We start from the raw sequence: 23,441 nt of genomic DNA on the forward strand, positions 1-23,441 counted from the left end.
CGTGTCAGGGGATTATCTATCGGCGGTGCCTGCCCAGTACCTGCTGTCGTCGAGTGCTCCCGAGGCGCGCACGCTCATCGACATTCTCTACGAGGCCGCCGCACGCTACCCCGACGCGCCAGCCATCGACGACGGCGACGTCCAGCTCACCTACGCGGAGCTGATCTCCGACATCGAGGAGAGCGTCGAGTGGCTCGCGGCACGCGGCATCGGCCGCGGCGACCGCATCGGCATCAGGATGCCGTCGGGCAGTTACGCGCTGTACGTCGCGGTTCTCTCGACGCTGGCGACGGGTGCTGCCTACGTACCGGTGGACGCCGACGACCCCGAGGAACGCGCCGAGCTCGTGTTCACCGAGGCGGACGTGGTGGCGATCATCACCGAGCAGGGCCTGGTGCGCGGGCCCGGCTCATCGCGCGGGTGGCGCGCCACCGCGCCGCTGGGCCGCGACGACGCGTGGATCATCTTCACCTCCGGCTCCACCGGAACCCCGAAGGGTGTCGCCGTCACGCATCACAGCGCAGCGGCGTTCGTCGATGCGGAAGCGCGGATGTTCTTGCAGGACAATCCGATTGGTCCGGGCGACCGGGTGCTGGCCGGCCTGTCGGTGGCATTCGACGCGTCGTGTGAAGAGATGTGGCTGGCCTGGCGGCACGGGGCATGTCTGGTTCCTGCGCCGCGCTCGCTGGTGCGCAGCGGCATGGACCTCGGGCCGTGGCTGGTCTCGCGCGACATCACCGTGGTGTCGACGGTGCCGACGCTGGCTGCGCTGTGGCCTGCCGAAGCACTGGAGGCGGTGCGGCTGTTGATCTTCGGCGGCGAGGCCTGCCCGCCGGAGCTCGCCGAACGCCTGGCTGTCGACGGCCGCGAGGTGTGGAACACCTACGGCCCGACCGAGGCGACCGTCGTCGCGTGCGCGGCCCGGCTCAGCGGCTCCGCGCCGGTGAGCATCGGGCTACCGCTGGCCGGCTGGGATCTGGCAGTGGTGGACAAAAACAGCGCCCCCGTGGCCGCCGGCGAGGTCGGTCAACTCGTCATCGGCGGGGTGGGTCTGGCGCGCTACCTCGATCCGGATAAGGACGCCGAGAAGTACGCGCCGATGCCGACGCTCGGCTGGGCGCGCGCCTACCGCAGCGGTGACCTTGTGCGGCTGGAACACGACGGGCTGTACTTCGTCGGCCGGGCCGACGACCAGGTCAAGGTCGGCGGGCGTCGCATCGAGCTCGGCGAGGTGGATGCGGCGCTGGTTCACCTGCCCGGCGTGAGCGGCGGCGCGGCGGCCGTGCGGCGGACCGCGAGCGGCACCCCACTGCTGGTCGGCTATATCGCCAGCGCTGATCCGTCCTTCGATCTGGCCAAGGCGCGCGCGACGCTAGCCGAATCGTTGCCGGCCGCGCTGGTTCCGCGGCTGGTGCTCCTCGATGAGTTGCCGACGCGCACCTCCGGGAAAGTCGACCGCGACGCGTTGCCCTGGCCGACCGCGGGCGGTCCGCCCGGAACGGATGAAGCCGAGGAACCCGATCTCGGCGGCACCATGGGCTGGTTGGCCGGACTGTGGCGCGACGTGCTCGCCGCGCCGATCGACGGACCAGAGGCAGACTTCCATGCACTCGGCGGCGGGTCGCTGTCCGCGGCCCAGTTGATTGCGGCCATCCGGCAGCGCTATCCGCAGGTGACCGTCGCCGACCTCTACGACCACCCAAGACTCGGATCGCTGGCAGGCTACCTGGACGAACTCAACCCTCCGCCCGCAGCGACACCCCGCGTCGTCAAGCCCACCCCACGGCTGACGCAGGCCGCCCAGGTGGTGCTGTCGCTGCCGCTGGCCACGCTGACCGGGTTGCAGTGGGTGGTCTGGCTGGCGCTCGTCAACAACGTTGTCGCCCAACTACATCCGATGCCCTGGCTGGTGACGGTCAATTGGTGGTGGATCGCCGTCAGCTTCGTGCTGTTCATCACCCCGCTGGGCCGCATGTCCATCGCCGCGTTCGGCGCGCGAGTTCTGCTGGGTGGTCTCGAGCCCGGCACCTACCGCCGCGGCGGACCAGTCCATCTGCGGGTGTGGGTCGCCGAGCGGCTCGCGGACGCCAGCGGCGCCGAGAACCTGGCCGGGGCGCCGTGGCTGGTCTACTACGCCCGCATGCTGGGTAACAAGGTCGGTAAGGGCGTCGACCTGCACTCCGCCCCGCCCGTGACCGGAATGCTCACGCTCGGTCACCGCTGTTCCATCGAACCCGAGGTCGACCTGTCCGGCCACTGGATCGACGGCGACCACTTCCACGTCGGCCGGATCACCGTTGGCAACGACGCCACCATCGGGGCCCGCACCACACTGTTGCCCGGTGCGGTCGTCGGCAAGAACGCTGACGTCGCGCCCGGCTCGGGTGTCGTCGGCAAGGTCAAGAACGGCCAGTACTGGAAGGGCTCACCGGCCGTGAAGTCCGGCAAGGCCCGTCACCCCTGGCCCGACCACCGGCCGCGGCGGGCGCCGCTGTGGGTCGCGGTCTACGGTGTGACGTCGATACTGTTGGCCGGATTGCCGTTGCTGGCACTGGGCGTCGGCCTGGCCGTAATTGGCTGGGGCGCACGCCATGCAGCGTCGCTGACCGATGCGATTGCGCCCGCCGCGGTGTGGACGCCCGCGGCGACGCTGGCCGCGGTGATCACCTATGCGGTATTGACGGTCGTCGGAGTCCGGGTGCTGTCGTGGTGGATGCCCGAGGGCTATCACCCGGTGCGCAGCCGCGTCGGGTGGCAGCTGTGGGCGACAGAGCGACTCATGGATGCGGCGCGTAACTACCTGTTCCCGATCTACGCAAGCCTGTTGACGCCATGGTGGCTGCGCGTGCTCGGCGCGAAAGTCGGTCGCGGTACCGAGATTTCGACGGCGCTGCTGATACCGAAGTTCACCGTCATCGAAGACGGGGCGTTCCTGGCCGACGACACTATGGTGGCGTCCTATGAATTGGGCGGCGGCTGGATCCACGTCGCAAAGGCGACGATCGGCAAACGCGCGTTCCTGGGGAACTCGGGCATCACTCAGCCGGGGCGGCGTGTTCCCGACGACGGACTGGTCGCAGTCCTGTCCGCGACGCCGCACAAGGCCAAGGCCGGCTCATCCTGGTTGGGCAGCCCGCCGGTTCGGTTGCGCCGCAAGCCGACCGCGGCCGACGTGCTGCGCACCTTCCATCCGTCTGTGCGGCTGAAGGTCCTGCGCGCGTTGGTGGAAACCTGCCGGTTGGTCCCGATGATCGTCACGTTCGCAATCGGTGTGACTGTGCTTTTGGCCGTGCAGTGGCTGGCGGTCGAATTCGGCTGGGCATGGGCCGCGGTGGGCAGCGGCGTGCTGCTGCTAGCCGCCGGGGCAGTTGCGGGCGGAATCGCGGTGATCGCGAAATGGCTTCTCGTAGGACGTATCAGCGCGATCGAACATCCGCTGTGGTCGCCGTTCGTCTGGCGCAACGAGGTATCGGACACGTTCGTCGAGTCGGTTGCGGCGCCGTGGTTCGCGCGTGCAGCGAGCGGCACTGTAGTGATGAACCTGTGGCTGCGGGCGCTGGGCGCGACGATCGGTCGTGGGGTTTGGTGCGAGACGTACTGGCTGCCAGAGGCTGACCTGGTCACCCTGGAGAAGGGCGCCACCGTCAACCGTGGCTGTGTGGTGCAGACGCACTTGTTCCACGACCGAATCATGCGGATGGACACCGTTGTGCTGGAAGAGGGTTCGACGTTGGGCACGCATTGTGTCGCGCTGCCCGCCGCGATAATCGGCGCGGGCGCCACCGTTGGCCCCGCCTCGCTCGTCATGCGCGGCGACGAGGTACCGCCGTCGACGCGCTGGCAGGGCAATCCCATCGCGCCGTGGAACCTGTTCCGCAAGAAGCGCGGCGACGCGCCCAAGAAGGCCGCAGAAAGCGCCGCGTGACGAGGAGCAAGAAGGCTGCCAAGAAGGCCGCACCACCCGTCATCGACCCATACCTGCCAGCCAACGGCAACTTCGGCTACCGGGTATCGCGATACGATCTCGACCTCGAATACAAGGTGGCGATCAACCGGCTGTCCGGGCAGGCCACGATCACGGCGGTGACACTCGCCGCGTTGCGCACCTTCACCCTGGATCTATCGGATGCGCTGACTGTGACGAAAGTGTCGGTGAATGGCCGGCGTCCCGCGCAGTTCCGCTCATCGTCGAACAAGCTGCATATCGCGTTGCCGGAAGCGCTGCCTGCCGGGGCGGCGATGACGATCGTGGTCCGCTATGGCGGCACCCCGCGGCCGATCGATTCCTATTGGGGCGAGGTCGGTTTCGAGGAGCTGTCCAATGGGGTGCTGGTCGCCGGCCAGCCCAATGGAGCGGCCTCGTGGTTTCCCTGCGACGACCATCCCAGCGCCAAAGCCAGCTTCCGTATTGAGATCAGCACGGAGAGCCCGTATTTCGCGCTTGCCAACGGTGAGTTGCTCTCACGCCGAAACCGAGCGGGTATGACCACATGGACGTACGAGCAGGCCGAGCCGACGTCGACGTATCTGGTGACGCTGCAGATCGGGATGTACGGCAGACAGCGAATGGCCAAGAACGGCGTGCAGATGCATGCCGTGCTGCCGGACCACCTGCGCGGCAACTTCGAGCGGGACTTCGGCCGACAGCCGCAGATGATGAAGTTGTTCGTCAAGCTGTTCGGGCCGTATCCGCTGTCCACCGGATACACCGTCGTGGTCACCGACGACGACCTGGAGATACCGCTTGAGGCGCAGGGCATTTCGATCTTCGGCGCCAACCACTGCGACGGCCAGCGCAGCGCCGAGCGGCTGATCGCCCACGAGCTGGCCCATCAGTGGTTCGGCAACTCGGTGACCGCAAAACGATGGCGGCACATCTGGTTGCACGAAGGATTCGCCTGTTACGCCGAGTGGTTGTGGTCGGAGGATTCCGGCGGGCGAAGCACCGACGAATGGGCACGGCACTATCACCAGCGGCTGGTCGATTCGCCGCAGGATCTGCTGCTGGCCGACCCCGGTCCACGCGACATGTTCGATGATCGTGTGTACAAGCGGGGTGCGCTGACTCTTCACACGCTGCGAAGGCGTATCGGCGACGAGAATTTCTTTGCGCTGCTGCGGGATTGGACGGCGCGCTATCGGCATGGCACCGCCGTCACCGACGACTTCACCGGTGTGGCCGCAAACTTCGCCCACGAGTCGCTGCGCCCGCTGTGGGATGCGTGGCTGTATTCGACGGCTGTGCCCGCTTTGGAACCGCCGCCGTGACCGACGCGCCGACACCGACCGGCCCGATCACACGCGCCAGCGTGGCCCGCGTCGGCACGGCAACCGTGTTGTCCGCGTTGTGCGGATACACGGTTCTGTACCTGGCCGCCCGCGATCTCGAGCCGGCGGGCTTTTCTGTGTTCGGCGTGTTCTGGGGGGCGTTCGGTCTGGTCACCGGGGCCGCGTTCGGTCTGCTGCAGGAGGCCACCCGGGAGGTGCGCTCGGCGCGCTACACCGAGGTGGTGGAGGGTCCGCGCACGCATCCGATGCGGGTAGCGGCGATGGTTGGTGTTGTAGCCGCGGCGGTGATCGCCGCGAGCTCGCCACTCTGGTCGGCACACGTTTTCGTGGAGTCGCAATGGTTGAGCGTCGCGCTGCTGTGCGTCGGGCTCACCGGTTTCTGCCTGCACGCCACGCTGCTGGGCATGCTGGCCGGGGTGAACCAGTGGACCGCGTACGGGTCGCTGATGGTGACCGATGCCGTGATGCGGGTTGTCGTGGCGGCCGTGGCGTTCGTCGTCAGCTGGGGTTTGGTCGGATATCTGTGGGCGACCGTCGCGGGTTCGATTGCTTGGCTGATCATGCTTCTGGCGTCGTCTGCGACCCGGTCGGCCGCTCGACTGCTAACCCCGGGCGGCACGATGACGTTCCTGCGCGGGGCGGCGCATTCGATCGCCGCCGCGGGTGCCAGCGCGATCCTGGTGATGGGCTTTCCAGTGCTGCTCAAAGCGACCTCGGGTGATCTGGGCGCGACGGGCGGCGTGGTGATTCTGGCCGTGACGCTGACCCGCGCGCCGCTGCTGGTGCCGCTGACGGCGATGCAGGGCAATTTGATCGCCCACTTCGTGGACCAACGCACGGAGCGGCTGCGGGCGCTGGCCGCGCCGGCGGCGGTGGTGACCGGCCTGGGTCTGGTGGGTGTGCTGCTGGCCGGCGTGTTCGGGCCCTGGCTGCTGCGGGAGGGATTCGGCAGCGAATATCGCGCGGACGGGGCCTTGCTGGCCTGGCTGACTGCGGGAGCCATCGCGATCGCACTGTTGACGCTGACGGGCGCCGCGGCGGTGGCAGCGGCGCTGCACCGCGCCTACTCGGTGGGCTGGGTCTCGGGGACAGTCGCGTCGGCGCTGTTGTTGCTACTCCCGCTCGACTTGCAGACCCGTACGGTGGTCGCACTGCTATGCGGTCCGGTGGTGGGGATGGCGGTGCACCTGGGCGCGCTGGCTCGGATGCCTGCCCCCTGAACGTGTAGTTTGTGGTGCATCGATATGCGTTACCACGATGTTTGGATCGTCATCCCGGCCTTCAACGAGGCGAGCGTTATTGGCGACGTCATCACAGACGTTCGCTCTGTTTTCGATCACGTGGTGTGCGTGGACGACGGCAGCCGCGACGACACCGGCGACCAAGCGCTACAGGCCGGCGCCCATGTCGTGCGCCATCCCGTCAACCTCGGCCAGGGCGCGGCCATCCAGACCGGCGTCGAGTACGCCCGCAGGCAACCCGGCGCTGCCGTGTTCGCGACCTTCGACGCCGACGGTCAGCACCGGGTCAAAGACGTCGTCCGGATGATCGACCGGCTGTCGACCGAGGACGTCGATCTTGTGATCGGCACTCGGTTCGCCGACCCCGGCGTGGTGAGCCACACGCCGTTCCTCAAGCGGCTTGTCCTGCGAAGTGCGGCCACGCTGAGCAGACGGAGTCGCAAGCTGGGTCTGACCGACGCGCACAACGGCCTTCGCGTCTTCGACAAGAAGGTGGCCGACGCATTGAACCTCACGATGAGCGGCATGAGCCACGCCGATGAGTTCATCTCGCTGGCGTACGAAAACCATTGGCGGGTAACCGAAGAGCCGGTCGAGATTCTTTACACGGACTACTCGATGTCGAAGGGACAGCCGCTTCTGAACGGCGTGAACATCCTCTTCGACGGCTGGTTGCGAGGAAGGATGTCCCGATGAACTGGATCCAGGCGCTGCTGATCGGTTCGGTGCTGGCGCTGCTGGTGTATCTGCTGCGTTCACGCCGAAGCGCGCGGTCGAAGGCCTGGGTGAAGGTGGGCTATGTGCTGTTCGTGATCGCGGGCATCTATGCGATTTTGCGCCCGAACGACACCACCGTCGTCGCGAATTGGGTTGGCGTGGACCGCGGTACGGACCTGATGCTCTACCTATTGATTGTCGCGTTCGTGTTCACGACACTGTCGGCGTACATGCGGTTCAAAGACCTCGAGCTGAAGTATGCGCGGCTGGCCCGCGCGGTGGCGTTGCAGACCGCGCGGGTGCCCGAGGATCGTTAACCTCCGCCAAGCAGCGCCGTGAGCACGTCTTGCAAAGTGGCCAGCAGCTTTCGTCGGTGCGTGCTCACAATCTTTCTTGGGACCGGAAGAAATCGACCGTACGCGCGACACCGTCGTCGAGCTTCACATGCGGCCGCCACCCCAGGATCTTCTCGGCCCTGCTGATGTCGAGACAGGACCGGCGCAGGTCGCCGAGGCGGGGCGGGTAGAACTCCGGCTCATCGGGTGCTCCGACAGCAGAAGCAATAGCCGAATGTAGTTGGCGCACAGATGTTTCCACTCCGGTGCCGATGTTGAAACGCTGCCCTCCCCCGGCCTCACCCGATGCCCTGACGAAAGCGTCGACGAGATCGTCGACGAAGACGTAGTCGCGGGTGTCGGTGCCGTCGCCGAAGATCTTGGTGGGCCGACCGGCGAGCAGCGCCTGCGCGAAGATCGCCACCACGCCGGCCTCGCCGTGCGGGTCCTGACGGGGTCCGTACACGTTGGCCGGAGCGATGTGCGAGCACTCCAGGCCGTACAGGTTGCGGAAGGTGTTCAGGTAGATCTCGCCGGCCACCTTGCTGGCCGCGTAGGGCGATGTCGGATCGGTGGGCACGTCTTCGTTCGTCGGGTACGTCGGGGGCGTGCCGTAGATGGATCCGCCGGACGAGGTGTGGACGACCTTGCGGACACCGGCGCGACGGGCCGCCTCGGCGAGGCGCACGGTACCCACAACGTTGATGGTCGCATCGAACGGCGGATCGTCTACCGAGTGGCGGACGGAGATCTGGGCGGCCAGGTGGAAAATGACCTCGGGGCGGGTGTCGGCAAGCAAGCCGATGAGGTCGGCGTCGACGATGTCGGCCTTGACGAACTCGAAGTCGGCGTGCCGCTCGGCCGGGCCCAGATTTTCGCTGCGGCCCGAGCTGAGGTCGTCGACGCCGACGACGCCATGGCCGTCGGCGAGTAGCCGATCTACCAGCGTTGATCCGATGAAACCGGCCGCCCCCGTCACCAGTGTGCGCATCGGCTCACCATACCGACGGCCGCTATGGACCACCTTGGTCCGTAGGCTCGACGCGAGATGAACTGGGTCGCCCGCACTGCTGCCGCGCTGGTCGCGGTCCAGCTGGTGATCCGGGCAGTGCTGGCATTTCGCGGCTATTTCTATTGGGACGACCTGATCCTCACCGGCCGCGCAGGCACGCAGGGCCTGCTGTCGCCGGCGTATCTGTTCGACGACCACGACGGTCACGTCATGCCGGGCGCATTCCTGATGGCGGGTGGCATCACACGGATCGCGCCGCTGAATTGGATCGGGCCGGCAATCAGCCTCGTCGTGCTGCAGCTGCTGGCGTCGCTGGCGCTGTTGCGTGCGCTGCACGTGATTCTCGGGTGGCGGCCGGTGTTGCTGGTGCCGCTGACATTCGCCTTGTTCACTCCGCTCGGTGTGCCGGGGTTTGCGTGGTGGGCGGCGGCGCTGAACTCGCTGCCGATGCTGGCCGCGCTGGCCTGGGTGTGCGGAGACGCGATCATGCTGGTGCGCACGGGCAACCAGAGATACGCGGTGACGGGCCTGCTGGTGTACGTCGGCGGATTGCTGTTCTTCGAGAAGGCGGCGGTCATACCGTTTGTGGCGTTCACGATCGCGGCGCTGTATGCCCATGTCACCGGTTCGGGTTCGGTGCTCGGAGTGTGGCGGCGAGGCCTTCGCTTGTGGGTGGCGTCGCTGGCGGTGACGGCAGCGTGGATCGGTGTGTATCTGGTCGTCGTCGACCAGAAGCGGTGGAGCTTCGATGTGGCGATGACGTGGGACTTGTTGAGCCGCTCGGTGACTCACGGCATCGTGCCGGGTCTGGTTGGGGGGCCGTGGGATTGGCAGCGGTGGGCACCGGCATCGCCGTGGGCGACGCCGCCGGTAGTGGTGATGATGCTGGGATGGGTGGCGCTGGCGGCGGTGGTCGCTGTGTCGGTCGTGCGCAAGGAGCGCATCGGTGTGGTGTGGCTGACGGCGGTCGGTTATGCGATCGCGTGCCAGATACCGATCTATCTGATGCGGTCGTCGCGGTTCACCGCTTTGGAATTGGCGCAGACGTTGCGGTATCTGCCGGATCTTGTCGTGGTGTTGGCGTTGCTCGCGGCCGTGGGGTTGTGTGCGCCGAACCGTTCAGGGTCGACGTGGCTGGACGCGTCGCGGCGTCGAACGGCCGTATTGGCCTGCTGCTTGATCTTTTTCGTTGCGAGCAGCCTGTACTCCACGGCGACGTTTTTGAGGAGTTGGCGCGACAACCCGGCGCAACCGTATCTGCAGAATGCGCAGGCAGGGTTGGCCGCAGCGCACGCCGCGTCCGATGCGCCGATGTTGGACCAGGAGGTGGACCCGCTGGTGCTGCAGCGGGTGGCGTCGCCGGAGAACTTGGCGAGCCATATGTTCGCGTTGCTTCCTGACCGTCCGGAGTTCGCCTCGGCGACAACCAATTTGCGCATGCTGGATGTGAGCGGGCGGCTGGTGGATGCAAAAGTCACGTGGGTGCGGACGATCGTTCCGGGCCCGTCGCCGCAGTGTGGCTATCTCGTCCAGCCGGACTTTCCGGTGAAGATGCCGCTGGACGGGCCACTGCTGCCGTCGGATTGGACGGTGGAGATCAACTACCTCGCCAACAGTGACGGCTCGATGACGATGTCGCTGTCGGAGGGCAAAGAGGTGAGGGTGCCGGTGAGGCCGGGACTCAATCGGGTCTTTGTACGGCTGCCGGGTGCGGGTGACGCGATCAATGTGCGGGCGAACACGGCAGCGCTGTCGGTGTGCATCGCGTCGGGGCCGGTCGGATTTGTGGCGCCGAGGTAGTTGGAGCCGGGAGATAATGAGCAAATGATTCTGCGGCGGGCTAGCGGGTGGCGCGGGTGAGCGTGGTCGATGGGTTCTTGACGACGTGGTCGAATGCGCGGCAGACATTCGGTGAGGGCAGTCCGCAGACGGGCGATCAGTACGACAAGAGTGCGACGTTCAACCAGCTGCAGTCGACAGTGCAGACCGCGGCCCCAGGTTCGAAGTGGTCCGGTGGTGCAGCAAACGCCTATGGCGCGGCCAACACCGAACATGGTCAGGTTCTCGGCAAGCTTGCCGGGTTGGACCAGCGGCTGGCTGCCCATGTGAACCAGTCGGCTGAGGTGGTCGCCGCCGGGCGCCAGAACCTCGACGCGGTACGGAAATGGGTGATGGACGCCGCGGCGGGTGTTCCTGAAGGCAAAGCCGGTGACCAGATGCGGCTGGCGATCGTGCAGAAGGGGCTGACGCAGCTGCAGCAGGTTGTGCAGCAGTCCAACGGAGATCTCAACAAGATCGCCGGTCAGATGGGCGGCCTGCGCGGAGAATTCGAAGCGCTGGGCAACGGTCAGAAGTTCAAGGACGGGCCGCAGTTGGTCGGGCCCGATGGGAAGAGTGACGACCAAGACGCCGAGGCGAAGCGTCGGCAGGCCGAAAAGGACGTCAAGGCCGCACTCGCCGGCGATCAGGAGGCTGCGAGAAGGGTTGAGCAGGTCCTCGGCGGTATCAAACCGGGCCAGCAGTTGAATGCCGAGCAAGGCTCGTACCTCAGTCAAATGCAGGCACAGCAGCATGGGATGTCTATCGACGCATTGAAGACGGCCGAACAGCGCCTCGGCGATCAGAAACACATCATCGCTGATTCCTGGCAGCTGATGAGCAACCCCAACGTCCAGGTCCCGAAGACCGACACGAAAGTCGGCGCGCTGGACAATCCCTCGCAGGTGCTTTCCGGCGGCAAGACGATGCTGCCGGAAAGCGTTCAGCACGCCCTCAACCGGGACGGGTTGAATTCTATTGGCGCGAAACTGGATCCGTTGTCAGCGCGGACAGAAAACGCACACGATGTCTCCACCATCGCGGGCATCGTCCACGATGGGAATGAGAACCTTCAGCAGGGAACGGAACTCGATCGCGGGATGCTGGACTGGTCACGAGACACACTCCATGACCCAACGAAACCCGGTCTATACGATTCGCTCGGTCTGGGCAACTACGACCAGTACGCCGAGGCGCGGGACAACGCGCTAGGAGATGTCTTCGACAGCGCTGGGCGAGACCACTCGTCGGTGACTGCCGAAATGACTGACGCTAAGACCGGACAGCAGTTCCTGACGGATCTGCACACGCATGTGTGGGCCGACACGCCCACCGCAACGGAGAATCGCCAAAGCACACATACGCTGCTTGATTGGATAGCCGACGATGCGCATTCTTCGAACGAGGAGGTCGCAACACGAGCGGGTGCGGCCGCACATGCATTGGCTGAAAACCTGGACGCCAACCACGACAAGTATCTGCACCCGCCAGGGTCGCCCCTCGGTGCGACCCCGAATGTCGCGAACCTCAACCCGGAACTGATCTCGGCAGATGCGATTGCGCTCGAGCCATATCAGGACGCGCTAGTCGGTGACATGACGGGTACAAAGGGCTTCGAGCTGATGGGCGACCCAGGAAGCGGTGATCTCAACGCCGCCCGCAACGTCTTTGCGGTTATCGACTCCGACCCCGGAGCAGCGAAGGCGTTCAACGCCGCCGCAGAGCAGCGGATCCTCGGGCATCAGCAGGCATTTGCGGATATGGCAGGACATACCACCGGCGTCCCACCCGCGGACACTGGCAGAGGCGATCTGCGAAGTGCAGGATATCTACTTGGAGCAATCAACGGGGGAGCCGAACAAGAGGCACACGCACGTGGCTTGCAAGGACAGGAATCCGACCAAGCTATCTACAACATCAAGAAGGCCGGATTGGACTACCTATTCGGCAATCTTCCGGGAAGCTCTCACGTGCCCGGGTTCGATTTGACGCGAGACACGATTGAGACCGGAATCCTCGGTGTGACCCCCGAAGCCGGGACCGCACAACCGAATGTCCCCGTTTACTCCCCCCAGCAAGCCATCAACACGACGTCCTATCAAGTGGCTACGGCGCTCGATATCAGACCCGGCGATCCCGACATACCAGCACAGTTCTTTAACGCCGATGGCCACCTCAAGCCGCCCGATCAAATCTCGAGAGCCGAAATGCGCGAGTATTCAACTGGACTGCAGAACTTCCTCCAACACCACGGCTACGGCAATGTAGGAGACAATTTCCGGGGCTACTACACCGACGGCGCTGGCAAGTGATGCGTGCGAGGGTAACCACTTTCGCGATAACCCTCGTTCTAGCTGTAATGCTGGCGGCTTGTGGGCATACACCCGACCTACCTGTAGACGACGCGGCCGCCTACCAGTTCCTGACAGGGAGCAACGGACAAGCATTTCTGCGGCAGATCAGCTCTCACGAATGGGACGACGGTGGTAAGGCGGCCGCTGAGCGCTTGTCGTGGATCGCGCGGGACGCGAATTCTGCCGACCCGGGTACAGCGCAGCGGGCAGGAGAGGCCGCGCACGCTATTGCGACTTTCCTCGCCCAGAACAAAGACGAGTTGGCGCGACTTTCTACCGGCTGGTTCGGGCTGCAGCATCGATCGGTCGGCGAGCTCAACCCTGAGCTCGTCCGCGGCTACGCCTCGGTGTTGACTCCGTTCCAGGGAGCTCTCGTCGGGGACGTTAAGTCCGTACGCGGCTTCACAATCATTGGAGATGGCATAGACCTCTCGTCGGCGCGGAAGATTTTCGCTGTGATCGATACAAGCACGCAAGCGGCAAATGAGTTCAACGCTGCTGCATACCAGCGAGTCCGCGACTACCTGCATACGTACGCGGAGTCGGTTACAGACAGACATTCTGACGGCCTGGTGGCGCTCGAGTTTGCAGCTGGGTTGGCAGGTGTTGTTGAGGGCGGTCAACGAGAATCGGGCAATGCCGCCGTTCATATGCGAACGGCGCAGAACGCCATCAACTGGGCCGGCTACGAAATTGCGGCTGCAATGGGCGCACGCCCGGGCGGCCAAGACATTCCCAACCAATACTTCACATCCGACGGACGTCTGAAGTCCCCTGACGAAGTCTCGGTGAACGACCTCCCACAGTTCTCGACGGCCTTAGGCAACTTCAGCTCAAGACATGGCTTGCCAGGACTCGCTGCAGATTTTCGGAATTCGTACAACGCGGCCGCCGGAAAGTGACCGTAGCTTCGAGCCGTTGGCTTCTGTGCCAGTCTGGACGCCATGACAGATGTACGTGAACAAGGTCTTCAGGTCTTCCGTGAACTGCTACCGAGGGCAGGTGAGATCAACCTGCGGGACGGCAAGTTCGGCGACGAGCTCTTGGAGATCGGCATCGACAACGTCTTCGGCCGGCTTTGGGCTCGCGACGGACTGAGCCGACGCGACCGCAGCCTTGTCACGCTCGGCATCCTGATCACCCTGCGCGCCACCGACGAACTCAAGGCCCACGTGCAGATCGCCCGCAACAATGGCCTCACTGAAGACGAGATTGCCGAAGTCATCTACCACTCCAGTGGCTACGCCGGCTTCCCAGCTGCCAATACTGCCTGCAAGATCGCTCGCGAAGTCCTCGACCCCGAGACGTCCTGACAAGCACCTGTCTTTCACAGGTCGTCAACAATTGCTGACGGTTCCGATAAGACAAGTGACTACGTCGAGCGGTACAAAGCCACAAAACTGAGCCACCTAGGAGAATCGAACTCCTGACCTGCTCATTACGAGTGAGCCGCTCTACCGACTGAGCTAAGGTGGCGTGCCCGAAAACCGGGCGGCACGAGTCTACGGCAGCCCCCGCCGAGCGCCCAAGTCAGTCGCGCAACGCCTGCCCCACCGTCGCGACCATCGCATCCACTGCGAATTTCGGCTTCACGTTGACCGCCAGCGCCTCGCGGCACTCCAGGACCGCCTCAATACAGCGCAACAACTTCTCCGGCGACGCATGCGCCGCCATCGCCCCAACGCGATCAGCCATGTCCGGGTGATTCGCCCGGATCCCGGAAGCACCCGACGACACCAACAGCGCATCCCTGAAGTACGTCGCCAAATCGATCAGCGCCCGGTCCAACGCATCCCGCGACGCCCTCGTCTGACGCGACTTCTGCCGTCGCTCAAGGTCTTTGATGGCTCCCGTCGCGCCACGCAATGTCCCCGCGGTGCCCTTGCCCGTGCCACCCGCACCCAGCGCCGTACGCAACTCCTCCGTCTCGGCTTCGTTGCGATCCTCGGTCAACGCCCGCGCCTCAGCCTCCGCCGTCGCCACCAACTCCTCGGCCGCGGCGTAGGCCCGCGACGGCGTGGCCGCATCACGAGCCAGCCCGAGCGCCCTCTGCCGTCGCTCCCGCGCCTCGCCATCGATCGCCAGCCGCCGCGCGCGCCCGACGTGGCCGCCGCTGACCGACGCCGCCCAGCGGGCATCGTCCTCCGACAAACCGTCGGTATCCATCAGCATCTGTGAGATCGCATCAACGGGCGGCGTCACCAGCGCCACGTGCCGGCAGCGCGAGCGCAGCGTGATCGCGATGTCCTCCGGATCCACCGAAGGCGCGCACAGCAGGAACACCGTCGACGGCGGCGGCTCCTCAACCACCTTGAGCAGCGCATTCGCGGCGCCCTCCGTCAACCGATCGGCGTCCTCGATCAGCACAATCTGCCATCGACCGGTTCCCGGCCGGCGCGACGCAATCTGCACGATGCCTCGCATCTCGTCGACCCCGATCGACAGCCCCTCGGGAATGATCCGCCGAACGTCGGCGTGGGTGCCGGCCATCGTCGTCGTACACGCGCGGCATTCCCCGCACCCCGGCACTCCCTCGGCCGTGCACTGCAGTGCCGCAGCGAAGCACAACGCCGCGACCGAGCGACCCGACCCCGGCGGTCCCGTGATGAGCCAGGCGTGCGTCATGGTCCCGGCCGCGACCGCACTGTGAGCCGAATCACCGCGCGCTGCCTGCGCTGCAGCAACTAATTCCGACTCCACGGCGTCTTGACCTACAAGACGCGAAAAAACGCCCGCCATCGGAGATAACAGTAGTGCTGCGAACCGACACGTCCGTCCCACGGCGCCCTTTTCCGTCCCCGCGGACCGATACGGTTGAGCTGTGACCACGGACGCAATACCGATCGGGCGAATCAGCACATTCGTCCGATGGGTGGCGCGCACGCCGTGGCCGGTGTTCACGCTCGGCATGCTGCAGTCCGACATCATCGGTGCGCTCTTCGTCCTGGGCTTCCTTCGCTTTGGACTACCGCCCGAGGACCGCATCCAGCTGCAGGACCTGCCCGCCTTCAACCTGGCGATTTTCCTCGGTTATCTGTTGATCTCGTTCACCGTCGGCTCCTATGTGAGCCTGCGGCTGCTGATACCCGTCATCCGATGGCAGCGCCATGACACGCTGCTCGGCGATCGCGACCCGGCCATCACCGAGCTGGCCCGCGCCCGCGCGTTGAAGATGCCGTTCTACCGCACGCTGATCAGCGTGACGAACTGGCTGTTGGGTTCGGTGGTGTTCATCGTCGCCAGCTGGCCGGTCGCCAGCAAATCGGCGCCGGTCGTCGCCGTCGCGACTGGGCTGGGCGCCACTGCCACCGCGATCATCGGCTACCTGCAGTCCGAACGCGTGCTCCGTCCCGTTGCGGTGGCCGCGCTGCGGGGCGGCGTGCCGGAGAACTTCCGCGCGCCCGGCGTCATCCTGCGGCAGGTGCTGACATGGGTGCTGTCCACCGGCGTTCCAGTGCTCGCCATCGTGCTCGCATTGGTGGCCAGCAAGGTCGAGATTCTCACCGCGTCCGCCGACCGGCTCATCACGCCGATCCTGCTGCTGGCCATCGCCGCCCTAGTCATCGGACTTTCCGGCACGGTGCTGGTGGCTATGTCGATCGCCGACCCGCTGCGCCAATTGCGCTGGGCCCTGGGCGAAGTGCAGCGCGGCAACTACAACGCGCATATGCAGATCTACGACGCCAGCGAACTGGGCTTGCTGCAGGCCGGATTCAACGACATGGTGCGTGATCTCGCCGAGCGGCAACGGCTGCGTGACCTGTTCGGCCGCTATGTCGGTGAGGATGTCGCGCGCCGCGCGCTCGAACGTGGAACGGAGCTGGGCGGCCAAGAGCGCGACGTCGCAGTGCTTTTCGTCGACCTGGTTGGGTCGACTCACCTCGCGTCGACCCGCCCCGCCGGCGATGTCGTCAACCTGCTCAACGAGTTCTTCCGCGTCGTCGTCGACACCGTCAACCGCCACGGCGGCTTCGTCAACAAGTTCCAGGGCGACGCGGCGCTGTGCATCTTCGGCGCGCCAATCGAACATCCCGACGCCTGCGGCGCTGCACTGGCCGCCTCCCGTGAACTGCACGACGAGCTCATCCAGGTGCTCGGTGAAACCGAATTCGGAATCGGGGTATCGGCGGGCCGGGCGATTGCCGGCCATATCGGCGCTCAGGCCCGCTTCGAGTACACCGTGATCGGCGACCCCGTCAACGAGGCCGCCCGCCTTACCGAGCTCGCCAAGCTCGAGGAAGGCCACGTGCTGGCGTCGGCGATCGCGGTCAGCGGCGCGCTCGATGCCGAGGCGCTGTGCTGGGACGTCGGCGAAATCGTGGAGCTGCGCGGCCGCACCGTTCCCACTCAGCTCGCCCGGCCGCTGAACCTGGTGTCGCCCAGTGAGGCCGCCGAGGTCCGCAGCGACGTGCGCAGCTCGAGCTAAGCCTTCTTGGCAACCTTTTTCGCCGCTTTCTTCGCGCCGGCCTTCTTCGTCCGCTTGACCGGGCCGCGTGCACGACGGTCGGCCAGCAACTCGGACGCACGCTCGTCGGTGATCGAGAGAACGTCGTCGCCCTTGCGCAAGCTCGCATTGGTCTCGCCGTCGGTGACGTACGGGCCGAACCGGCCGTCCTTGATCACCATCGGCTTGCCGCTCGCAGGATCGTTGCCCAGCTCACGCAACGGCGGCGCGGAGGCACCTTGTCCTGCACGGCGTTTGGGTTCCGAGTAGATCTTCAAAGCCTCGTCGAGCGTGATGTCGAACATCTGCTCTTCAGTGGCCAACGAACGAGAGTCGGTGCCGCGCTTCAGGTATGGGCCGTAGCGGCCATTCTGCGCGGTGATCTGCTCATTCGTGTTGGGATCGACGCCCACCACCCGCGGCAGCGACAGCAGCCGCAACGCGTCCTCGAGCGTGACGCTCTCGAGATCCATCGACCTCAGCAGCGAGCCTGTGCGCGGCTTCGGACCGGTCGGCTTCTTGCCCTTCTTCGCCGGCGCGCCATCCTCGGGCTCTTCCGGCTCGGGCAGCACCTCGGTGACATACGGCCCGTAACGGCCGTCCTTAGCCAGAATCTCGTGACCCGTCTCGGGATCGACACCGAGCGAGCGTCCCTCTTGCGGTGTGGAGAACAGCTTTTCGGCCAGCTCCAGCGTCAGCTCATCGGGCGTCAACGAATCGTTGAGGTTGGCCCGCTGCGGCTTGAGCTCTCCTGGCTCACCGTCGTCGCCGGTGACCATGCGCTCCAAGTACGGACCGTTCTTGCCGACCCGCACATAGATGGGCCGGCCCTGCTCGTCGTCAAAGAGCTTGATGGAGTTGACTTCTCGGGCGTCGATCCCCTCGAGGTTGACGCCGACGAGCTTCTTCAGCCCGCCCGAACGGGCAATCGACTCGGGCACACCGTGTTCGCCGCCGAAGTAGAAGTTGTTCAGCCACGTCGTGCGCTGCTCGTTACCCGAGGCGATCGCGTCGAGCTCGTCCTCCATCGCCGCGGTAAAGCCGTAGTCCACAAGGCGGCCAAAGTGCTGCTCCAGCAAGCCCGTAACGGCGAACGCCACCCACGACGGCACCAGCGCGCTGCCCTTCTTGTGGACGTAGCCGCGGTCCTGAATGGTCTTGATGATCGACGAGTACGTCGACGGCCGGCCGATGCCCAGGTCTTCCAGCGCCTTGATCAACGACGCCTCGGTGTAGCGAGCCGGCGGCGAGGTGGTGTGCCCGTCGGCGGTCAGCTCCTTGGCGTCGACCCGCTGGCCCTGCTCGAGCTGCGGCAGCCGGCTCTCGGCGTCGTCGGCCTCACCGCCGGCCTGGTCATCGATGCTCTCGACGTAGGCCTTCAGGAAGCCTGCGAACGTGATGGTGCGCCCGCTCGCGCTGAACACGACCTCGCGGCCGTCGGCTGCCGATCCCGCGATCCGCAGCGACAGCGTCGTGCCCCGCGCATCCGCCATCTGCGACGCGACCGTGCGCTGCCAGATCAGCTCGTACAGCCGGAACTCGTCAGTGTCGAGCTGGCTGTGCAGCTGCCCCGGCGTCTGGAACACATCGCCCGCGGGCCGGATGGCCTCGTGCGCCTCCTGCGCGTTCTTCACCTTGCGGGTGTACTGCCGCGGCGTCGGGTGCACGTACTCCTCGCCATAGAGCTGTCGCGCCTGGTTGCGCGCCGCGTTGATCGCCGACTGCGACAGCGTGGTCGAGTCGGTACGCATATAAGTGATGTAGCCGTTCTCGTAGAGCCGCTGCGCGATGCTCATCGTGCGCTCCGAGGAGAACCTCAGCTTGCGGCCCGCCTCCTGCTGCAGCGTCGACGTCATGAACGGCGCATACGGCCGGCGCGTGTAGGGCTTCTGCTCGACCGACGACACCGCCAGCGAAGCACCGCGCAGACCGGTGGCCAGCTCCGAAGCAGCGGCCTCGTCGAGCACGAGCACCTCGTCGGGCTTGCGCAGCACCCCCAGCGAGTCGAAATCGCGTCCCGTGGCCACACGGCGCCCGTCGACCGAGTTGAGCTTGGCAACGAACGTGGGCGGTGACGCCTCGGGGTTGGAGACGCTGGCGTCCAGTTCGGCGGTGACGTCCCAGTAGCCGGCGCTGCGGAACGCCATTCGTTCGCGTTCGCGCGACACGATGATGCGCGTCGCCACCGACTGCACGCGTCCCGCGGACAGCTTCGGAGCGACCTTCTTCCACAGCACGGGGCTGACCTCGTAGCCGTAGAGCCTATCCAGGATGCGGCGGGTCTCCTGCGCGTCGACGAGGTCGTTGTCCAGGTCGCGCGGGTCTTCGGCGGCGGCCCGGATGGCCGGTTCGGTGATCTCGTGGAACACCATCCGCTTGACGGGGATGCGGGGTTTGAGCGTCTCCAGCAGATGCCAGGCGATCGCCTCGCCCTCGCGGTCGCCGTCGGTGGCCAGATAGAGCTCGTCGACGTTCTTGAGCAGGTCCTTGAGCTCGGCGACGGTGCTCTTCTTCTCCGGGCTGATGATGTAGAGGGGCTCGAAGTTGTGCTCGACGTTCACGCCAAGGCGCGCCCACGGCTCAGACTTGTACTTGGCGGGTACATCGGCTGCGTTTCGCGGCAGGTCGCGGATGTGGCCGCGCGACGATTCGACGATGTAGTTGGAGCCCAGGTAGCTAGCTATTTTGCGTGCCTTAGTAGGCGACTCGACAATGACGAGCCGCCGCACATTTCCGTTGCGGCCGCTGCCGCGGTCCCCGTCAGCCACCTGTGCCTACACTCCACTTCTTCTGTTGCCACCGCCGCCGGATGTATACCTCGACGGCAATTCCGGGCCCGCTGGCAACTGACAATTTCGCACCCCGCGCGAGCCGACGCAAACTGACCCCCCTGTCGGGGCCCGCTAAAGCCGGGGCCATTGCTCAAACGCTTCAACATTCCCCGGGGGTTCCCCCACGTTCTCTACCAGGCGCGATAGCCGTCGCCGCCCGCTGATCCGAAGGGCCGGGCGCGCCCCCCGCGTGCCGATCAGCGTCGGGGCGATACCAACCCGCATCATCGCCGAAGCCAGCGGCGAATGCGTGTCCGGGGCGTGGGGGTCCAGACCGAGTAGATATCGGTCCGCTTCCGGCGTTCCGGCGGCCAGCGTCCACGCCCGCAATTCCCGCGGACCGGGCAGCCACTGCGGCGGCACAGTCTTGACCGCGCCGCGGGTCCAGTCCCTGGCGATGGGGACCAGCCGCGGGTCCACCGTCGTTCGGACCAATGGGGTGTTCTCGTCAGTGCGAGCGATCTCGGCCTGCAGGCCTGCCTCGGTGATCATCTCGGCCAGGGCCTGTGCCCGCCACGACCGATCCACGACGACGGATAGCCGCGCGCCCACTCCCACCAGCACCACCTGCCCAGGTGCGGCGAGGATCCCGGTCAGGTCGGCGACCGCGGGCGGCACCGACTCTGCCGAGAAGAAGGACAGCTGGCTCACGCAATCGACAGTAGGCCAGCGACAGCCGACAGATGTGCCGCCGGGCCGCACTCTCCCGGAAACGAAAACACCCCGCGTGTTCCGTTAGCGGGATTACGCGGGGTGTGTTCTCAAGGATTGATTGGTCAGACGGCGCGAACGCCCGTTGCCTGCGGCCCCTTGGGGCTCTGGCCGACCTCGAACTCGACCTTTTGGTTCTCTTCAAGGGTGCGGAAGCCGCTGCCCTGAATTTCCGTGTAGTGGACAAACACATCGGCGGAGCCGTCCTCGGGGGCGATAAAGCCGAAGCCCTTCTCCGCGTTGAACCACTTCACAGTTCCCTGTGGCATTTCTCGTACTTTCCTTCTCTTCTTACCGGGAGCGGTCCACCGACTTCCGGTGCACCGGGCCCGTTCCGACCGCCATACCTTCGTGGAGTCGCCGGAACTTGACCCGACCTACAACCCTCGCAGGAACCGCGATCGCAACGTTGATCCTGCGAGTGCTTATACACGAACACAGAAGCTGCGACCGCCGTAAGTCAATCATGTTCGGGGCTGGCGCGACAGTCTGAACTCAATCGAGTGGGGAACAATTCACCTACGACGGGGTTGCAGGAGGCAGAAATGGCGGATTTCGGCCGCGAGCTGCTCGCCTGCGCCGTCGAAGGCACCAATCCCGACGAACACCCGCTGCGTCATGTTGCGGATCTGCCGGCGCAACACGGACGAGGCCAAGCCTGGCCGCACTGGGCCGATCCAGATGTGGTGCGGGCGTTTATTGATCGTGGTATCGAGGCTCCATGGTCGCATCAGGTTGGGGCAGCCAACCTTGCAAACGACGGCCGACACGTCGTGCTCAGCACCGGCACGGCGTCGGGAAAGTCGCTCGCCTACCAATTGCCGATATTGACGGCCCTGAAAGGGAATCCGCGTGCACGGGCGTTGTATCTGTCGCCGACCAAGGCGCTCGGCCACGACCAACTGCGCGCAGCCGTCGCGCTTACCGAAGCGGTGCCACTACCTGATGTCGCGCCAAGTTCGTATGACGGCGACAGCCCCGCCGAGGTGCGGCGGTTCGCGCGCGAGCGATCACGATGGATTTTCAGCAACCCGGACATGATTCATCTGTCACTGCTACGCAACCACGCCCGCTGGGCGGTATTCCTGCGCAACCTGCAATTCATCGTGGTCGACGAATGCCATTACTATCGTGGGATTTTCGGCTCGAACGTGGCGATGGTTCTTCGCCGCCTGCTGCGGCTGTGCACACGCTATACATCGGCCCCGACGGTGATATTCGCCAGCGCGACCACCGCACAGCCCGCGGCCACCGCCTCGGAGCTCATCGGGCAGACGGTCGCGGAGGTCACCGAGGACGGCTCACCGCACGGCGCGCGCACGGTGGCGCTGTGGGAACCAGCGCTGCGCGACGACGTCGTCGGCGAAAACGGTGCGCCGGTACGGCGTTCGGCCGGCGTGGAGGCAGCCCGGGTGATGGCCGATCTGATCGCCGAGGGCGCACGGACGCTGACATTCGTCCGGTCTCGACGCGGCGCCGAACTGACAGCGCTCGGAGCGAGGGCCCGACTGGAGGAAATCGCCCCGGAACTAGCGGAGCGGGTCGCCTCTTACCGAGCGGGTTATCTCGCGGAGGACCGTCGGGAACTGGAACGGGCCTTGGCCGAGGGTGAATTGCGCGGCATGGCGTCGACCAATGCACTGGAGCTTGGGGTCGACATCGCGGGCCTGGACGCGGTGGTGTTGGCCGGCTTTCCGGGCACGGTCACGTCGTTCTGGCAGCAGGCGGGCCGCTCGGGCCGCCGCGGACAGAGCGCCCTGATCGTGCTGATCGCCCGCGACGACCCGCTCGACACCTATCTGGTGCATCATCCGTCGGCTTTGCTGGACAAGCCGATCGAGCGTGTGGTCATCGATCCGACCAACCCGTATGTCCTTGGACCGCAGTTACTTTGCGCGGCGACCGAGCTCCCGCTGACGGACGCCGAGGTGCGGATGTGGAATGCCGAGGCGGTCGCGGAGTCTCTTGTCGACGACGGGCTGTTGCGCCGACGGCCAAGCGGCTACTTCCCGACTCCCGGTGTCGATCCACACCCGGCGGTGGACATTCGCGGGTCGTCCGGCGGACAAATCGCGATCCTGGAGGCCGATACAGGCCGTCTGCTGGGCAGTGCGGGCGCGGGCCAGGCGCCGGCGTCGGTGCACCCCGGCGCGGTGTATTTGCATCAGGGTGAGTCGTACGTCGTCGACTCGCTGGATTTCGAGGACGGCATTGCGTTCGTACACGCCGAAGACCCGGGCTACACGACGTTCGCGCGCGAGCTGACCGACATCGTGGTGACCGGGCAGGGCGAGCGAAAAACCTACGGGCCGGTGACACTTGGGGTCGTGCCGGTGTCGGTGACCAACACGGTGATCGGGTATCTGCGGCGTCGCCTGGACGGCGAGGTCATCGACTTTGTCGAACTCGACATGCCGACCCGCACCTTGGAGACCACCGCAGTGATGTGCACCATCACACCAGAAGCGCTGCAGCGCAACGGAATAGATTTGCTGCGCGTGCCCGGCGCGTTACACGCCGCTGAACACGCCGCGATCGGCCTACTGCCGTTGGTCGCCAGCTGCGACCGGAGCGACATCGGTGGAGTCTCGACGGCGATCGGGCCAGTGCAGGGATTGCCGACGATATTCGTCTACGACGGCTATCCCGGCGGCGCGGGCTTCGCCGACCGGGGCTACCGGAAGATCGA

General features: G+C 65.7%; 16 protein-coding genes and 1 tRNA gene. 11 read left to right on the forward strand and 6 right to left on the reverse strand.

The window, feature by feature from the left end:
• Window position 1 precedes the first annotated feature (1 nt).
• Genes VJV41_RS23365 through VJV41_RS23385 form a run of 5 tightly spaced genes read left to right on the forward strand, consistent with a single transcriptional unit; the run spans window position 2 to window position 7,564 of the window.
• Window positions 2–3,925, forward strand: coding sequence for a Pls/PosA family non-ribosomal peptide synthetase (locus VJV41_RS23365; protein ID WP_325337689.1), 3,924 nt, complete (start codon window positions 2–4; stop codon window positions 3,923–3,925).
• The gene (locus VJV41_RS23370) at window positions 3,922–5,268 is read left to right on the forward strand and encodes a M1 family metallopeptidase (protein WP_325337692.1); all 1,347 of its coding nucleotides are present in this window, start codon (window positions 3,922–3,924) and stop codon (window positions 5,266–5,268) included. Before VJV41_RS23365 ends, VJV41_RS23370 begins: the two co-directional genes overlap by 4 nt.
• Entirely contained in the window at window positions 5,265–6,509 is a 1,245-nt protein-coding gene (locus tag VJV41_RS23375) for a hypothetical protein (RefSeq protein WP_325337694.1), read from the forward strand. The genes VJV41_RS23370 and VJV41_RS23375 overlap by 4 nt, the downstream gene beginning before the upstream one ends.
• A 24-nt stretch (window positions 6,510–6,533) precedes the next feature.
• Complete coding sequence (locus tag VJV41_RS23380; RefSeq protein ID WP_325337696.1) at window positions 6,534–7,226, forward strand: glycosyltransferase family 2 protein; 693 nt, start codon at window positions 6,534–6,536, stop codon at window positions 7,224–7,226.
• Window positions 7,223–7,564 carry a DUF2304 domain-containing protein gene (locus VJV41_RS23385; RefSeq protein WP_325337697.1) on the forward strand — a complete coding sequence of 114 codons (342 nt, stop codon included), beginning with the start codon at window positions 7,223–7,225 and terminating at the stop codon, window positions 7,562–7,564. The genes VJV41_RS23380 and VJV41_RS23385 overlap by 4 nt, the downstream gene beginning before the upstream one ends.
• Window positions 7,565–7,628: 64 nt before the next feature.
• Here VJV41_RS23385 and VJV41_RS23390 read toward each other — a convergent pair whose 3' ends face one another.
• Entirely contained in the window at window positions 7,629–8,573 is a 945-nt protein-coding gene (locus tag VJV41_RS23390; RefSeq protein ID WP_325337699.1) for an NAD-dependent epimerase/dehydratase family protein, read from the reverse strand.
• A gap of 57 nt (window positions 8,574–8,630) precedes the next feature.
• On the opposite strand from VJV41_RS23390, the gene VJV41_RS23395 reads away from it, so the two are divergent.
• The 4 genes from VJV41_RS23395 to VJV41_RS23410 are packed head-to-tail and all read left to right on the forward strand — an operon-like array spanning window position 8,631 to window position 14,079.
• Complete coding sequence (locus VJV41_RS23395) at window positions 8,631–10,394, forward strand: hypothetical protein (RefSeq protein WP_325337701.1); 1,764 nt, start codon at window positions 8,631–8,633, stop codon at window positions 10,392–10,394.
• Window positions 10,395–10,450: 56 nt separating this feature from the next.
• Window positions 10,451–12,724 carry an EspA/EspE family type VII secretion system effector gene (locus VJV41_RS23400; protein ID WP_325337703.1) on the forward strand — a complete coding sequence of 758 codons (2,274 nt, stop codon included), beginning with the start codon at window positions 10,451–10,453 and terminating at the stop codon, window positions 12,722–12,724.
• A 47-nt stretch (window positions 12,725–12,771) separates the two neighbouring features.
• A complete protein-coding gene (locus tag VJV41_RS23405) occupies window positions 12,772–13,668 on the forward strand; it encodes a hypothetical protein (protein ID WP_325337705.1) in 897 nt (298 codons plus the stop codon).
• Window positions 13,669–13,710: 42 nt separating this feature from the next.
• Complete coding sequence (locus VJV41_RS23410) at window positions 13,711–14,079, forward strand: carboxymuconolactone decarboxylase family protein (protein ID WP_325337707.1); 369 nt, start codon at window positions 13,711–13,713, stop codon at window positions 14,077–14,079.
• A gap of 90 nt (window positions 14,080–14,169) precedes the next feature.
• Here VJV41_RS23410 and VJV41_RS23415 read toward each other — a convergent pair.
• Window positions 14,170–14,242 (reverse strand) — tRNA-Thr (locus tag VJV41_RS23415).
• Between the two features lie 54 nt (window positions 14,243–14,296).
• Window positions 14,297–15,505 carry a DNA polymerase III subunit delta' gene (locus VJV41_RS23420; RefSeq protein WP_325337709.1) on the reverse strand — a complete coding sequence of 403 codons (1,209 nt, stop codon included), beginning with the start codon at window positions 15,503–15,505 and terminating at the stop codon, window positions 14,297–14,299.
• Between the two features lie 82 nt (window positions 15,506–15,587).
• On the opposite strand from VJV41_RS23420, the gene VJV41_RS23425 reads away from it, so the two are divergent.
• The gene (locus VJV41_RS23425) at window positions 15,588–17,192 is read left to right on the forward strand and encodes an adenylate/guanylate cyclase domain-containing protein (protein WP_325337711.1); all 1,605 of its coding nucleotides are present in this window, start codon (window positions 15,588–15,590) and stop codon (window positions 17,190–17,192) included.
• Here the strand turns inward: VJV41_RS23425 and topA are convergent.
• The 3 genes from topA to VJV41_RS23440 form a co-directional block, all read right to left on the reverse strand.
• Window positions 17,189–19,978 carry a type I DNA topoisomerase gene (gene topA / locus VJV41_RS23430; protein WP_325337713.1) on the reverse strand — a complete coding sequence of 930 codons (2,790 nt, stop codon included), beginning with the start codon at window positions 19,976–19,978 and terminating at the stop codon, window positions 17,189–17,191. The genes VJV41_RS23425 and topA overlap by 4 nt on opposite strands.
• 135 nt (window positions 19,979–20,113) lie before the next feature.
• Window positions 20,114–20,692: a hypothetical protein gene (locus VJV41_RS23435; RefSeq protein WP_325337715.1), complete on the reverse strand. Its 579-nt coding sequence runs from the start codon at window positions 20,690–20,692 to the stop codon at window positions 20,114–20,116.
• A gap of 125 nt (window positions 20,693–20,817) precedes the next feature.
• Complete coding sequence (locus tag VJV41_RS23440; RefSeq protein ID WP_006243848.1) at window positions 20,818–21,021, reverse strand: cold-shock protein; 204 nt, start codon at window positions 21,019–21,021, stop codon at window positions 20,818–20,820.
• A 276-nt stretch (window positions 21,022–21,297) separates the two neighbouring features.
• Here VJV41_RS23440 and VJV41_RS23445 point away from each other — a divergent pair.
• A partial coding sequence (locus VJV41_RS23445; protein WP_325337730.1) for a DEAD/DEAH box helicase occupies window positions 21,298–23,441 on the forward strand: 2,144 nt, incomplete at its 3' end.

It is taken from the genome of Mycobacterium sp. (assembly GCF_035274705.1).
Classification (GTDB): domain Bacteria; phylum Actinomycetota; class Actinomycetes; order Mycobacteriales; family Mycobacteriaceae; genus Mycobacterium.

What these genes read in the sequence shown, in the direction of transcription:
- VJV41_RS23385 (WP_325337697.1), top strand. Translation starts at nt 7,223, where the DNA reads ATGAACTGGATCCAGGCGCTGCTGATCGGTTCGGTGCTGGCGCTGCTG.
- VJV41_RS23410 (WP_325337707.1), top strand. Translation starts at nt 13,711, where the DNA reads ATGACAGATGTACGTGAACAAGGTCTTCAGGTCTTCCGTGAACTGCTA.
- VJV41_RS23440 (WP_006243848.1), bottom strand. Translation starts at nt 21,021, where the DNA reads ATGCCACAGGGAACTGTGAAGTGGTTCAACGCGGAGAAGGGCTTCGGC.
- VJV41_RS23405 (WP_325337705.1), top strand. Translation starts at nt 12,772, where the DNA reads ATGCTGGCGGCTTGTGGGCATACACCCGACCTACCTGTAGACGACGCG.
- VJV41_RS23420 (WP_325337709.1), bottom strand. Translation starts at nt 15,505, where the DNA reads ATGGCGGGCGTTTTTTCGCGTCTTGTAGGTCAAGACGCCGTGGAGTCG.
- VJV41_RS23390 (WP_325337699.1), bottom strand. Translation starts at nt 8,573, where the DNA reads ATGCGCACACTGGTGACGGGGGCGGCCGGTTTCATCGGATCAACGCTG.
- VJV41_RS23380 (WP_325337696.1), top strand. Translation starts at nt 6,534, where the DNA reads ATGCGTTACCACGATGTTTGGATCGTCATCCCGGCCTTCAACGAGGCG.
- VJV41_RS23395 (WP_325337701.1), top strand. Translation starts at nt 8,631, where the DNA reads ATGAACTGGGTCGCCCGCACTGCTGCCGCGCTGGTCGCGGTCCAGCTG.